The sequence below is a fragment of the Alkalihalobacillus sp. TS-13 genome (genome assembly GCF_019720915.1).
Classification (GTDB): Bacteria; Bacillota; Bacilli; order Bacillales; family Fictibacillaceae; genus Pseudalkalibacillus.
Genome location: NZ_JAHKSI010000001.1, coordinates 359145 through 372952, shown reverse-complemented (window position 1 = coordinate 372952; position 13808 = coordinate 359145). Strand labels below are relative to the sequence as shown.

At 42.5% G+C, this 13808-nt stretch carries 14 protein-coding genes and 2 riboswitches; of the genes, 3 read left to right on the top strand and 11 right to left on the bottom strand.

The window, feature by feature from the left end:
* Positions 1-2: 2 nt before the first annotated feature.
* Positions 3-593, top strand: a complete 591-nt coding sequence (locus KOL94_RS01870; protein WP_260412170.1) for a tetratricopeptide repeat protein — start codon at positions 3-5, stop codon at positions 591-593.
* A gap of 83 nt (positions 594-676) precedes the next feature.
* Here KOL94_RS01870 and KOL94_RS01865 read toward each other — a convergent pair whose 3' ends face one another.
* On the bottom strand, positions 677-2128 hold the full coding sequence (locus tag KOL94_RS01865) for an amidase (RefSeq protein WP_260412169.1): 1452 nt from the start codon (positions 2126-2128) through the stop codon (positions 677-679).
* Positions 2129-2946: 818 nt separating this feature from the next.
* Complete coding sequence (locus KOL94_RS01860; protein ID WP_221563566.1) at positions 2947-4644, bottom strand: DUF2339 domain-containing protein; 1698 nt, start codon at positions 4642-4644, stop codon at positions 2947-2949.
* A gap of 487 nt (positions 4645-5131) precedes the next feature.
* On the opposite strand from KOL94_RS01860, the gene KOL94_RS01855 reads away from it, so the two are divergent.
* The gene (locus tag KOL94_RS01855) at positions 5132-6793 is read left to right on the top strand and encodes a glycoside hydrolase family 13 protein (RefSeq protein ID WP_221563564.1); all 1662 of its coding nucleotides are present in this window, start codon (positions 5132-5134) and stop codon (positions 6791-6793) included.
* Positions 6794-7137: 344 nt separating this feature from the next.
* Here KOL94_RS01855 and KOL94_RS01850 read toward each other — a convergent pair whose 3' ends face one another.
* From KOL94_RS01850 to KOL94_RS01835, 4 genes are all read right to left on the bottom strand, one after another.
* Positions 7138-8043 (bottom strand): DUF899 family protein, encoded by a 906-nt coding sequence (locus tag KOL94_RS01850; RefSeq protein ID WP_221563562.1) that lies wholly within the window; start codon positions 8041-8043, stop codon positions 7138-7140.
* 405 nt (positions 8044-8448) lie between these two features.
* Complete coding sequence (locus KOL94_RS01845) at positions 8449-8976, bottom strand: nucleoside deaminase (protein ID WP_311775095.1); 528 nt, start codon at positions 8974-8976, stop codon at positions 8449-8451.
* Positions 8955-9425 carry a GNAT family N-acetyltransferase gene (locus KOL94_RS01840; protein ID WP_221563560.1) on the bottom strand — a complete coding sequence of 157 codons (471 nt, stop codon included), beginning with the start codon at positions 9423-9425 and terminating at the stop codon, positions 8955-8957. Before KOL94_RS01840 ends, KOL94_RS01845 begins: the two co-directional genes overlap by 22 nt.
* Before the next feature lie 23 nt (positions 9426-9448).
* Positions 9449-9640, bottom strand: coding sequence for a hypothetical protein (locus tag KOL94_RS01835; RefSeq protein ID WP_221563558.1), 192 nt, complete (start codon positions 9638-9640; stop codon positions 9449-9451).
* Between the two features lie 483 nt (positions 9641-10123).
* Here KOL94_RS01835 and KOL94_RS01830 point away from each other — a divergent pair, with 483 nt between their 5' ends.
* Positions 10124-10303, top strand: coding sequence for a hypothetical protein (locus tag KOL94_RS01830; RefSeq protein ID WP_221563556.1), 180 nt, complete (start codon positions 10124-10126; stop codon positions 10301-10303).
* A 45-nt stretch (positions 10304-10348) separates the two neighbouring features.
* Here KOL94_RS01830 and KOL94_RS01825 read toward each other — a convergent pair whose 3' ends face one another.
* The 5 genes from KOL94_RS01825 to KOL94_RS01805 form a co-directional block, all read right to left on the bottom strand.
* Positions 10349-10519, bottom strand: coding sequence for a hypothetical protein (locus KOL94_RS01825; RefSeq protein ID WP_221563554.1), 171 nt, complete (start codon positions 10517-10519; stop codon positions 10349-10351).
* A 34-nt stretch (positions 10520-10553) separates the two neighbouring features.
* The gene (locus tag KOL94_RS01820; protein ID WP_260412168.1) at positions 10554-10808 is read right to left on the bottom strand and encodes an iron-sulfur cluster biosynthesis family protein; all 255 of its coding nucleotides are present in this window, start codon (positions 10806-10808) and stop codon (positions 10554-10556) included.
* Positions 10795-11769, bottom strand: coding sequence for an L-serine ammonia-lyase, iron-sulfur-dependent, subunit alpha (sdaAA, locus tag KOL94_RS01815; protein WP_221563550.1), 975 nt, complete (start codon positions 11767-11769; stop codon positions 10795-10797). The genes KOL94_RS01820 and sdaAA overlap by 14 nt, the downstream gene beginning before the upstream one ends.
* Positions 11770-11785: 16 nt before the next feature.
* Positions 11786-12283 (bottom strand): serine dehydratase beta chain, encoded by a 498-nt coding sequence (locus tag KOL94_RS01810; RefSeq protein ID WP_221563548.1) that lies wholly within the window; start codon positions 12281-12283, stop codon positions 11786-11788.
* A 66-nt stretch (positions 12284-12349) separates the two neighbouring features.
* Positions 12350-12423, bottom strand: a riboswitch (glycine riboswitch).
* Positions 12424-12526: riboswitch (glycine riboswitch) on the bottom strand.
* 142 nt (positions 12527-12668) lie between these two features.
* Entirely contained in the window at positions 12669-13775 is a 1107-nt protein-coding gene (locus KOL94_RS01805) for an oxidoreductase (protein WP_221563546.1), read from the bottom strand.
* Positions 13776-13808 lie beyond the last annotated feature (33 nt).

Here is a 13808-nt window from a genome sequence, read left to right as displayed (position 1 = left end):
CCATGAAGATACGTACGAAGGGAGAACGTCAGATGGACAACAATAGCATACCTTTTAATATGGAATTCACATTTGATAAGGATTTACGAGAAAAACCAGTGGATTTCGAGGATATGAAATGTGGCGTGCACCATATGATCGAACAGCTTGAATCAGTTGAAGACCCTGATGTGGAAGCAAAAATATATGGGGAAATAGGGGTATACTCGCGGATCATCGGTGAGCTTGATGACAGTGAACGGTTTTTACAAAAGGCTATCAACCTACATATCCTAAAGGAAAATCTATCTTCGGTATTCATCAACCAATTGAGACTTGCTCATACATATCAATGGCAAAAGGAATTCAACAAAGCGAACAAGCTCTTTAATGAATTGATAAAAAAGGTCCATGATCATTCCCGGTACGAACTATATAAAGACTTTCTATATCAACACTATGGCAAATGTAAATACGATGAGGGTGAATTCGAAGCAGCCTACTCCCTCTTTCAAGTAGCACTGAAAATCCGCAAAGAAAAAGGAGACTACAGCCTTGTCAGATCGACTGAAGCCTCCATCAATCGATGTAAAGAGATTTTGATGCTGCCTTAAATCCACAATACGGAAATGAAAGCTGATCCAATATTGTACGGTACTCTACTAAGAGCGGTACGACGAAAAAAGGGTCAGTTTTTTTATGCAAGATAAGCAGCGGCCTCTTCCTTTTTCACAGCATCATGTTTGTTACAACGGACATAACCTCGATACCGCTGTTCAAGCAACTCTCCAAATTCAAATAATGCAGTTTCATTTCCAACACGACTCATCACCTGCACCGAAATTGGCATGCCTTTCGAACTTTCACCGACCGGGACAATCAATGATGGCAAACCCCACGTATTCCCATACGCAATGAAAGGCATATAGCGTAGGAACGTTTTTTGGAAGGAGAAAAGTTCTTTGTACAATTGCCCATGTATTGAAGCTGGCGAATGATAAACGGGCATCACGATCAAGCGGCGATCGAGATATTTCCGAAGTCTGTCATCACCTTTCTTTAAGAGCTCCCGTAGTGTATTCAACCGTCTGCCGGATGGTTTGAACATGCGTGCTCCGATCATTGCCCAGGATAAATAAGAATGGATATCCGAGCGAGCATACTTCGATTTAAAAAACTCCCTATACAGATTCGGTTGTCTTTCATTGACTATCAAATGTTTTCGTAAAGCTTTCGCCCCATCCATCGACATAAGCTGCTGCCAAATAAGAGCAGACTCTTCAAATAAAGGAGGTTCATCTACCTGCATTGCAAAATCCTGTTCAAACTCTTCTTTTATCGAACGGATGAGCCTGCCAGTTTCAACACCTAAAGGACACGCGTAGAACTGTGGTATGACAAGCTCAAAAGAACTTAAATCTGTTGAAGTTGGTTGATGTTTTGCGATGATATCGTTGACGAGTCGGGTGTCTCGTACGCTTTTCGCCATCGCTCCGATACCCAACATCCGCTTTTGCTCTTCAAACTCCACATATGGGTAATTGCCCTGTTGAGAGACCTGATCATTCCCAGATTTAAAACCGACCACACCATTGAAGTGGCAAGGAAACCTGAGCGAACCGCCGATATCTGCCCCAAGCCCGACAGCTGCTCCACCTGCTCCCATCAAGGCACCTTCTCCTCCGCTTGATCCCCCAGCCGTAACTTCTAAATCCCACGGGTTATTCGTCCGTCCATATATTGGATTGTCGGTCTCCTGGTAAAAACATAGCGAAGGTGTATTTGTTTTGCCTAGGATGATCGCACCTTCTGCTTTTAAAAGACGGACAACCTCTGCATCCTCTTCAGCTGTCCAGTCCTTGCGATGTATAAGGCCCCCTGTTGTTTTCATTTCTTCCACATTGAAGGATTCCTTGATACTGATTGGAACGCCGAACAGTCTTCCTTTCGAATGCCCTTCCTTCAAAAGAAGATCTGCTTGCCGTGCATCTTGTCGCGCATTTTCAAACCGGTCCTCTGTCAGGCAATTCAACTTTGGATTAATCGCTTGCAGATGCTTGATATATGTCTCAACAGCCTGTTCAGATGTCATTTTCCCGCCCTTGATCCCAGCGGCTATTTCCGACGCATCCATATCCAAGATTGACATAGAAACCCCACCTTTTCCGCCTTTAATGGCTATTTTTCAGATAAAGAAAATTTTGCAAAGCCATGCCTTAACGAAGGCTGAGCTATTGTTGCACTTATACTCAATACTTTCTTTAGTGTAAAAAGAGAGCATCATGATGTGAGATTCTAAGTTCCGACTAAAGTTGAATATTGCAAAACATTCCATTATGGATATATACGTGAAGAATAGGAAACATTCCTCTATACCAGATGAAAAAGGTGATTTCTGACACCAGAGTTTGAACTGGTCAGTTTGGGAGAATCCGTTCACTTTTTGAGAGAATCCATTCACTTTCGTGGAGATTCTGTTCACTTTTCCGATAAATTTGGTCACTCTAGCAATTTTCAGCACTGTTGTGTGTTATGAAGTGTTCATAGAGCACTTTCATCCCGTTTTCAGCTCAGGAGTGGCCGTATGAAGTGTTCATAGAGCACTTTCATCTAGTTCATTCGTGCCCCCCTTCGAAAATCATCAAAAAAGAGCGGGGGCATCCCCACTCTGAATATGATCCATCAATCCAGCTCAACGTACATTTTCTGGAGTGGTTCAATTCCCAACCGCTCGGATTCCTTTGCTTTTTTCAATAGTTCAATCCCACGTTCACGGTTTACAGGATCATTCGGTTCCCCCACCTACAGGGAATGGAAACATTTTCCGGAAATCCAAAAGCTGTTGCGCCACATCCTCATAGTGATCACTAGCAATACCAGCATACGAAGCCACAGCGTCATTCTCATCCTGCCACTCTAAACGAACCTCTCTTAGAAACTTCGAACGAAGCGTCGAGGGGAATTTTTTCAGACTGACTCGCTTTTGTCTTTCGTGTAGAAGAAACGTGAAACGACGACTCCTGTAGCTCCGACAATCATAAATAGGGTTGCACGGACGACGATCGAGACATTCGGTAAGTCGATGAAAATCAACTTACCTAAAGATAAAAAGAGGAGAATGATACCGACGATCCGTACCGCCTGGTTGTTCCGAACCACCCCATACACGATTCCGCAAACCGCATAGACAATCCAACAGAGGGTCATCGTCAGATATTGAGTGTTCACCGATTCATATTTCGTGAATACATAGCTTAATTGACTGATATACGCAAGGAGTGCGACTGCTGTTGTCCCGAATAACAATCTTCGAGATTCGTTCGGTATAATCTCGATATCCTTCTTAGCCAGGTACGTCAGAAACCACAATGTTGCAATCAGCACAGTCCAGCTGTACATCGGCGCTGAATTAATTTCTTCAATCTGTACGGTGATCGTATGCAATAGTCCAATGATATATACAAATGCACCGCTCCAAAGCTGCAACTTGATCTTATTGATCAGACCGATATAGATCGCTGCTGTTCCCTGAAGCAACAGAATGATTGCCAGTTCACGTCCAGTAAAGACCTCCATGAAATAAAACAACATACTCAGCAGCAAAATCGGGAAAATCACTGTACTGGTATTGGTGATCTTTTTAAAATGGACATACACGTACACAATGAAATATACGATGGCGATTCCGAGCAAGATTATTGGCCAATTGCTGCGGTCGAAGCCTTGGTACATGAAACCTAGACTCGCTAGAAAGCTGATCAACAAGACTGACTGCTGAACTTTCGGGTACACTTTATAGGTTAAAAATACTCCTAATAAAGCAAGATGCTGCAAAAACATACCGTAGCTTAAAATTCCAAGGTCTCCTTTAGCAACCGGATAAATCGGTAGGATTGCAAATACCATGTAAAGCATGAGGACGACCGGTAAAAGGACCATTGCGACAACGTGAAGCTTCGAATACTTTTTCCACAATGCGAATCCTAGCATGATGATGGAGAAAATCGTCACATAGCTTACGAAAAACCACGTATTGGCTGTATTGCTGTCCAACAAGAACGGAATGAAGTAACCGCCAACAGTCGCAAGTACTGCGAGCACCTCTGACCGATGACGGATTGCGAAATAGATGCCGAGCACGATCCAGATAAGATTCATACTGAATGCTGCCGACAGTCCGATGAATCCATACAAGACATGAGTTGCAAAAGTCGTAACCACGAGGACTGTGACCGATCCACCTAAAAGTACCTGTCCCAGGGCATTTCGTCCTTTTCTGATCTGTATCTCCCCAACCAGGATCAGAGCGACTCCTGCTACAAATCCGAGGATACAACGCACAGACTCATTGATGATACCTACTTCCGAAGCTGCCTTGAATCCCCAGATCACCCCTAACAATAAGACAAAAATAAAAATCCTCGGTAACCATATTTGACCAATGACCCGTTCCCAATCCATTGGATCTTTTGGGTGCTCCCAGGGAGGAACCTCCTCGACTGACTGACGAGCATCCGCTTTGGGTACTTCTTTTTTTTGCACAGGTTGAACGGTTTTCACCTGGTCCACCCTTTTATGTGGATCAGCTTTTTGCATCTCACTTAGTTGATTCTCAAGTTTTTTGACACGCTCTTCCAACTCTTTTAGCCGTTGTTCCTCTGACATGTACTCACCTTCAATTTTAAAAATCTATGCTGCTTGTGCACACCTCTACTTCCACAAGTTGTATGGATCCTCCTCTTTTTTCCACTGAAAATTTAACCTTCGATAAGACATTGCAATACAAAAAGGAAAGAGGTATCATAAGGATATTGACTAATGCAAACGCTTGCACTAATGATAGTAAATATCGATACAGTTTAACCTTGGTAAAGCCAAGCCTTAGCGGAGGCTGAGCCATAGTTGCACTTATACTGAAGAAAGTATTTATCCTTTCTTTAAGTATAGGCTTTGTTAATCTTCGTTGTTGATTTTAAACGAAATTCACGACACTCCTGCGGGAACAGCGGACCAGGTGTGACCCCGCAACGAACTGCAAGTTCGTGAGGAGGCTCACTGTTCGCCCGTGGAAAGGGACTGAATTTCGAATCAACATTATTTAACAAAAATCTAAGTATAAAGAAAAAGAGACAGCGATAGAGGAGAGAAATGTATGGCTAAAAAATGGTGGAAAGAAAGCGTTGTTTATCAGATCTATCCGCGCAGTTTTAAAGACACCAATGGCGATGGGATCGGCGATATTCAAGGCGTGATTTCAAAATTGGATTACCTGAAGGATCTTGGCATCGATGTTATCTGGATTTGCCCGATCTATCAATCTCCTAACTCCGATAACGGCTATGATATCAGCGACTACAAAGGTATCATGGATGAATTCGGCTCGATGGAGGATTTCGATCGATTATTGGCTGAGACCCATGAACGCGGCTTGAAATTGATCATGGACCTTGTCGTCAACCATACCTCTGATGAGCATGCCTGGTTCATCGAATCCCGGAAATCAAAAGACAACCCATATCGTGATTACTACATTTGGCATCCTGGAAAGAATGGCGGCGAACCGAACAATTGGGAATCGATTTTCGGCGGTTCTGCTTGGAAGTATGATGAGAAAACGGATGAGTATTACATGCACATTTTTGATGTAAAGCAGCCTGATTTGAATTGGGAAAATCCAAAGGTCCGTGAAGAAGTGTACGACATGATCAATTGGTGGCTTGATAAAGGTATCGATGGTTTCCGTGTCGATGCAATAAGCCATATCAAAAAGGTTCCTGAATTCCCTGATATGCCGAATCCCGACAATAAAAAATACGTTCCTTCCTTCGATGGTCATATGAACCGTGAAGGCATCGATCTTTTCCTTCAGGAATTGAAGAAGGAAACGTTTGATAACTATGACATCATGACTGTCGGCGAAGCCAATGGTGTTAAAATTGAGGGTGCAGAAGATTGGGTTGGCGAAGACAATGGATACTTCGATATGATCTTCCAGTTCGAACATATGGGGCTTTGGGAGAAAGGAAATGACACATCCTTCGATCTGATCCATTTTAAAAAGATCCTGACTGACTGGCAAAAAGGATTGGAAAATCGAGGTTGGAATGCACTCTATCTTGAAAACCATGATCAGACCCGTTCGGTTTCCCGTTTCGGTGACGATCAGAACTATCATAAGGAGTCTGCAAAGGCCTTGGCAACTTGTTACTTTTTAATGCAAGGTACACCTTATATCTATCAGGGACAAGAGATCGGGATGACGAATGTGAAGTTCCCTTCTATTGAGGAGTACAATGATGTCGGGATGCTGAATTTTTATAAAGAAGGACTTCGTGAAGGGAAGACACATGATGAACTGATGGAAGTCATCTGGACGAAAGGTCGTGACAATTCCCGGACACCGATGCAATGGAACGATTGTGAATATGGTGGATTTTCGAATTCCAAACCGTGGATCGGCGTTAATCCGAACTACACCGAAATCAATGTGGAAAACCAACAGAATGACACGGATTCGGTCCTAACCTATTACAAAGAATTGATCAAGATTCGTAAAAGATATGATGTGCTCGTTTACGGAGACTATGATTTACTATTGCCGGAGCATCCGCAACTGTACGTGTATAGCCGTATGTATGATAACCAGACAGCGTTGATCATCACGAACTTATGCAGCAATGAGGTGAGTTTTGATTTAAATGAAGTAAAAGCTGGTTCGGACAGAGAACTTCTCCTCACCAACTATGATGAAATCGACGAAAGTGGAGATGTTGTAACACTCAAACCTTTCGAAGCACGAGTGTATTTATTCTAATTAAGTAGGGCTGACCAAAACATCACTTTCATCAATGTTGTGGTCAGCCTTTTTGATTTACATGGGATTTTTCTGAAATCGTAACGGACACCAGAGCCGTTATTTGTATAGAAAATGCAGGGTATCTTAATTTAACGGACATCAGTGGCGTTATCTGTGAACAAATGATCTGATTTACAAAAATGTTAACGAAATAAGGGCTCTGGTGTCCGGTATTTTTATAAATGTACGGATTTTTTGGTAAATAAGAGCTCCTGTGTCCGTTATCGGTCTTTCCTAAACTGTTACATCAAGGAGTCATGAGAATCCCCCTATGTACAGCACTTCTGGGTCAGCCCTTTCTATTATCGATTACTGCTCTCAAAGAGGTGAAACTTCATGCCATAGGGATCAGCGATCATGATGCTTTTCTCATTATATTCTTTCGTAACTTCGCATCCCTGTTCTAACAACTGCTCTTTCATACCCTCAAAATCATCGGTCGAAAACTCGAAATAGACATTGTTTGCATCCGCTCTTTCCATATAAAAATTCATTCCATTGAAGGATAATTTTGTTTCATTCCCCAAGGTCCTTTCTGGTTTCATACCGATTACGTTTTCGTAAAATTCAATGGCAGCAGGGTAATTTTTCACCTGGATCGCGACATTATTGGTCAGTTGTAACGAGGATCTTTGATTGATTTTACGGTTCGGCTGGAACGATCCCTCACGACCTGGCAACAGTTCGAATAAAGGCCAAACCGAACAGAAGTCATCTCCTGGACCGAGGGGTGCGTTTGCATAATGAAAGATCTCACCATTTTCGTTTTTACGGAAAGTAGAAACACCTGGATAATAGGAACCATCTTTTTCATAACCCATATCTACCTTAAAGGTCGTCCCTTTCGTCGAGACCATCGGGAACCTCCACCCGCGTTCTGCTGCTATATCCTCCTGGACACTCGGTTCATCCGGCGAACTTACAACAAAAGCAGCCCGTTCGATCAGATGATGATGGACACCATTAAATCCATCAGCCCATAACGTGCAATAGTTACAGCCCTTCCCCATATTATGGATGACAATCAGTTCATCCTTATCTAGGAATAATTCCTCAAGTGTTACTTCTTCATTTTCTTTGTTCCTGAATCTGTAGTTTTCAATCCGCTCTTCGGGTACATCTCTTCTCAATTCTGAAAGCTGTTTTTTCTTTTTCAGGAGTTCTTCACCTAATTGGTTGATTTCCTCAATCAAGGTTTGCGCTTGCATAAAAAAACCTCCTAACAAATTTAGAATCCACTAGCTAAATTCTGCATCGATTAGGAGACTCCTTTTTTGAAATGTAAAAAGATGGATTGTACTTTTTATGATAAAGGCTTTGTTATACTTTAAATCATTTTCGTGTATGCAATCAGAATTCTTAGAAGACTTTCATTTTTTGGATTCGTCGTTCACAACAGGACGTACTTGTACAGGATGTACTGACTTCGACGTTCACCATAGGACGTGGTGGTATTTAGTCGAAGTTCATTATTATAGTCGAAGATCCATAATTCGCTGTGGGGTCTCGCCTGGCTCACTTTTCCCCCAGGAGTGTCGTAAATTTCGCTTCAATCAACATAGTCAGAAATCAACTGTCTGAGTTAACAAAACCCATGATATAAAACGAAGAAATTATTGCATGGCCACTTCTGGCCAGTGATTTTGCTTTCCTCTCCTTAAATCCCAACGAATCATACGGTCACGTTGGAAGTTCGCCATATCCTCAAAAGGCATGGAAGTAGTACTGATCTTTTTTAAACGTGCTTCATATCTTGGATGTTGTTTCAATTCACGAAACCCTCCAAAATTATCATCATCTAGCGCCCAGACCACCCGTTTGATGTTAGCCAAATAAATGGCGCCAGAACACATGACACAAGGTTCGACAGGCGTATATAACGTGAATTGGCGCTCATCGGATGATTTAATCATTGCTTCCCTGGCTTTGCGAATCACATCAATTTCTGCATGAGCAGTGGCATCCATTTCTGAATGGACATGATTTCGTCCACATGCAAAAACTTCACCTTTGGAATCAACTAACACAGCACCGATAGGGACAGTATCCGCTTCTTCTGCTCTAGCTCCCTCTTCCATTGCTATCTGAAGAAAATACCGATCACGTTCCAGTTCATTCATTATTTCAGTTCTTTCCGCCACTTTTCAATCCTCCTGCCATCCAACTCGCCGTCACTGTATTTTTCAAAGCCTTGTTTTTCCCAAAAGCGTATACCTGGTTTGTTTTTTTCTAAAATAGCCAGTCGGATTTCAGTATGACCATAGCTTTTCAAATTTTCTTCTAAAAGCGCATAAACCGAACTCGCTAAACTTCTCCCTTGAAAATCACTATGTAAGACGAACAAACCAATCCAGGGGAAGCCATCTTTAGGATTCTCGGGTAAGTAATCGATAAGTCCGATCATATCTTCCCAATATTGAACGATCCAACGTATCGACCCCAGTTGCTCGCTTTCCTCATGTTCTTTTAAAACATCAGCATCCTCCATTACAGACTTATCAGTTGACCATAAATTAAACTGCGAGTTCGAGTTCATGATCTCCAGCTCTGTTTGGATCATGCTTTTATTATTCGGTATGAATTTAAACATTCTTCCCTCTCCTATTTCTTTAACTACCTTATTAAATCTTCTTCGGCATTTGTATCCTTTTTCCCTTTAATCAGCTTCACTTGGTCATCGATAATAACACATTCAAATTGTGGAGCGTTTGTTGTAATTACAGAATCGGCTTTATGCAATGATCCAATCCTTCCATAACCGATGTGTGTAGGGATATGGGAACCGACAAACTCGTACATGCTCATTGGGATAGGTTCCAGTCAAAAGTGTACTGTCAATGGTTACAGACATGGGCGGTTAAAAGGGCACTTCAGATCGCAGCTGACCATAATTCATCAAATTATCAATTGCTAGCGCTTTGCCTTTTTTCAATTGATTGCTGTAAAGGTTTCTCCTCAAAGAATCAACCAGTAAAAACACGACTGACTTGGAAGACGAACCACCTGAATTTTTCTCAAGCGCTTTGTGTGATGTGGCAAACTCGAACACATAAATGGAAAAATACAATCAGTAAAATACTGATTATTAAATAAGCTGCGTTTTACCATTACTCGGTTACATCCCTTGTCAGTAATTTATCCTTATGGTACCCAGATTGCCTTATCCTATTTTTCGCCTTAATGCTTTTAACATGTAAAAATGGGATTGTTCTACTAACATTTTGAGGTCACGGAAGAACACAATAAGTAATGTCTTACGTTCACTTGAGTAAAGGAGGTATTTACAAAATGAACAGACGAAACATTCAATGGCTGCCTATCATCGCATCTGTAGGTATTGGTGCCGCTGCTTACAACATGATGTCTGGAAAACAAGCTGGTCAATTGCAAAATATGATTCCAGGAATGGGAAATATGGGTGGGATGGCTGCTGGTCAGTCTAACCAAACAACGAACCAAATGCAGTAACCTTAACGAAGTACTGACTTGAACCGGGTCAGTACTTTTTGTTTCTCATAAAAAAAGAAAACTGTGTGTAGATGAAGTGCATAATTGAAAAACTGCGATTTTGATGTACGCTTGAGCAATTTCGATGACATCTTGAGCAATTTCCAGGCAACCTTGAGCAAATTCAATGACATCTTGAGCAATTTCCAGGCAACCTTGAGCAATTACGTTTTTCACCTACAAAAAAAACCACCCGAAACCGGGCAGTTTTTCAAGCAAGATGACATTCAAGTCCCATCGGACCCCATTCAGACTCGAACACGAAGCCTGTCTCTGGATGGTAATCCAATGTCAATTCATCATCAAGATTTCGTTTTGTAAAATGATCGACGTAGAACTCGATTCCTTCTGATTGGATGACTGAATCACTCTTTCGCGAATCATCTTCAATCAATTTGAATTTCATCATCGTTCCGCACCCACCTTGCATTTCAGCATCGATACGGAGAATTTTATCTGTTGCCAACTTCAGCTTTTTCAGTTCGTGAAGTGCCATTTCCGTTATTGTGAGGTTCATCATGCTTTCCTCCTCCCAGTCGATTTACAAGACCAGTTTTTGAAAATAGCCGCTCTTTCACTTTTTGACCTGTCGGCGTGATCGCCAACCCTCCTAATGCTGTCTCTTTAAGAGGGCGCGGCATGTTCTTACCAATATCATACATCGTATCGATCACTTCGTCACATGGAATTCTACTTTCCACCCCAGCAAGTGCCATATCTGCTGATGAAAATGCAATCGAAGTTCCGATGACATTCCGCTTGATACATGGTACCTCAACCAGACCAGCAACTGGATCACAGACGAGCCCAAGCAACGATTTCATCGCCATCGCTGTAGCATGAACCGCTTGCTTTGGAGATCCACCTTTTAATTCCACGATCGTACCTGCTGCCATCGCAGTTGCAGAGCCGACCTCCGCCTGGCAACCGCCTGCTGCACCGGAAATGAACGATCGGTTAGCTATGATATAACCGAGCATACTCGCCGTGAACAACCCCATGACCAGATCATCTAACTCCATTTCGGTATTTTTATGAAGGGAAAATAACACACCTGGCAAAATCCCAGCTGCACCAGCTGTCGGGGTAGCAACGATCACACCCATGCGGGCATTGCTTTCTGAAGTTGCCATCGAGCAAGCCATAGCATCACTGATGATCGATCCAGATAAAACGTCCCCCGCTTCAATATAGGCTTTCATTTTCACAGCATCGCCGCCGGAAATTCCGCTCGGAGCTTCTGATGCGTCATCCAGTCCTTCTTCCACTGCATGCTGCATCTTCATCAATCGCTCTTTCATCATGTTGAAAATCTCTTGCTTCGATTTTCCCGACTTCACACGCTCCTGCTCAATCATCGCTTCAGCTATCGTCTTATTTTCACGTTCGCAAAAGTCGAGCAGATCAGCTGTTGATTGGATATCCATTCTGCTCACCTCCCTTTCATGCAACCTCTTCGGCAATACGTCGGACAATCTTTTTCAAATCGTCAAACGTACTGACAGACATATCTAAATTCTTGTAATCGTTGATCCTAAAAATTTTAGCAAGTCCACCGCCAACCGACGCGCCACCGATGACCATTTTCTGGGTTCCCAGTTGAACGGTCAGAATCGCAACATTCGGGTGATCGAACTCCTTGCAATTTTCTTCTAACACAAACTCACAGTTCAGATTGGCATCTGAGGCAAAATCGTATGCATGTTTGATCCGAGTATCTTCTGTATCAAAGCCTAGCAAACCACCAAGGATAGCTTTATCTGTACCATGTCCTTGATAAGTTTCCGCAAAAGAATCGAATAACTTTATTTCAGCATGATCCGGCACACCGCCTAAAAGTTCATAAGCCGCTCTGCCGATCCAAACCGCACCTGCTGTATGTGAACTCGATGGACCAACCATGATCGGCCCGATAATATCAAAACAACTATTGTAGCCCATTGTAATACCTCCTTATCAAAGAGAGCTCTTTTTTACACAAAAAATAAAAAGGACAAAGAAGGTGAATTCACCCGCTCTGTCCTTTTTACCTGAGAGATTATTGGTTACCCCTTTGGTGGCTTTCGCGCTCTCCAGAGATGCGTCCGATCGCAGTTCGTTTACCTGAGAGATTTGTTCCATGGTTTTCTGGAACTTGCTCCTTCGGTGTCGGTATTAAATGTCCGACTCTCCCGCGACCTTCATTCGCATATTATTCATTTAATACCATTATGTCGGATTTCGACCCTATTTGTCAATCGTTTTAGAAAACGCTTACACTTGTCAATATGAAAAAGGAAAGTCGCCACAAACATCCCTATGTGACATGGCAGCCTTTCCTAGAGTTCTAACCAGTAATAATTTCTTCCTTCAATTCACTGTCTTTGATTTCAGCTTTAGGCATGAGTATTTCTTTTGCATTGAATTCTTTTAAAGGCACTTGCTTACTGATGCGGTTCGGTGCATCCGGATTAGCCAATGCGGTAGTACCAAGGCTGATAAAATCCGCTTGTTCTTGATCAATCAGTTTCCGCGCTTTCTCTGGCTCCCCTAATCCGCCATTAGCTATGACCGGGAGACGGCTGAATTCTTTGGCAGCCTCAGCCAGCGTTTTCGTCCCCACTCCAAAGCCTGGTTCAGAACCATCTCTATCTGTAACATGAATGTAGTCAAGGGTGGTTTCACCAAGCTGTGAAAAAATCGTAAATGCATCTTTCTCACCATTCGGCCATTTATATTCCTGATCAGCCACTTTCCCTTGTGAGATTCGAATCCCTACCATGAAGTCATCTCCAACTGCTTGACGAACGACGTCGATGATTTCAAGCATGAATTGAAGGCGTTTTTCAAGTGAACCACCGTATTGGTCCTGTCTATGGTTCAAATAGTCAGTCAAAAATTGATCGAGTAAATAGCCATTTGCTCCATGGATTTCGACACCATCAAATCCAGCACCTTTGGCATGGATAGCCGCCTTTACAAAGGAATTCTTTACATTTTCAATCTCATCCAGCGTGAGTTCTTTCGGCTCTTTATACGGACCAGATCCACCATAAAAAGGGAGCTGCTCCCCTTTCGGAGTGATTGATGACGGAGCGACCGTTTCATTTGTAAATCGGTTCCCTTGTGCTTGACTCCCAGCATGCATGAGTTGTGCGATTAGTTTAGACCCATGATGTTGAACTGTTTCAACAATAGATCGCCATGCTTCCATTTGTTTTTCGTTTGCGATACCAGGTTGGTTGTGATAACCCTGGCTGTAGGACTCATCAAGATAGATACCTTCGGTGATAATCGCACTGAAACCACCTTTTGCATAACGTTCATAATACTTTTCCATTCTATGATTCGCTCGTCCGTCGGCTTCCCCACTCACACGGGTCATCGGTGCTACCATATAACGGTTCTTCAATTCAACTTTACCTAATTTTCCTGTATTAAATAGTGGATCCATCATCCATCCCTCTTTCTTTAATAAGGTGAGTAG

Coding starts and splice junctions, on each gene's coding strand:
- KOL94_RS01830 (WP_221563556.1), top strand. CDS start 10,124: ATGAACAGACGAAACATTCAATGGCTGCCTATCATCGCATCTGTAGGT.
- KOL94_RS01810 (WP_221563548.1), bottom strand. CDS start 12,283: ATGGGCTACAATAGTTGTTTTGATATTATCGGGCCGATCATGGTTGGT.
- KOL94_RS01870 (WP_260412170.1), top strand. CDS start 3: ATGAAGATACGTACGAAGGGAGAACGTCAGATGGACAACAATAGCATA.
- KOL94_RS01865 (WP_260412169.1), bottom strand. CDS start 2,128: ATGTCAATCTTGGATATGGATGCGTCGGAAATAGCCGCTGGGATCAAG.
- sdaAA (WP_221563550.1), bottom strand. CDS start 11,769: ATGGATATCCAATCAACAGCTGATCTGCTCGACTTTTGCGAACGTGAA.
- KOL94_RS01840 (WP_221563560.1), bottom strand. CDS start 9,425: ATGTTTAAATTCATACCGAATAATAAAAGCATGATCCAAACAGAGCTG.
- KOL94_RS01805 (WP_221563546.1), bottom strand. CDS start 13,775: ATGGATCCACTATTTAATACAGGAAAATTAGGTAAAGTTGAATTGAAG.
- KOL94_RS01850 (WP_221563562.1), bottom strand. CDS start 8,043: ATGCAAGCGCAAACCTTGATTGAGGAAATCAACCAATTAGGTGAAGAA.
- KOL94_RS01855 (WP_221563564.1), top strand. CDS start 5,132: ATGGCTAAAAAATGGTGGAAAGAAAGCGTTGTTTATCAGATCTATCCG.
- KOL94_RS01860 (WP_221563566.1), bottom strand. CDS start 4,644: ATGTCAGAGGAACAACGGCTAAAAGAGTTGGAAGAGCGTGTCAAAAAA.
- KOL94_RS01835 (WP_221563558.1), bottom strand. CDS start 9,640: ATGAGCATGTACGAGTTTGTCGGTTCCCATATCCCTACACACATCGGT.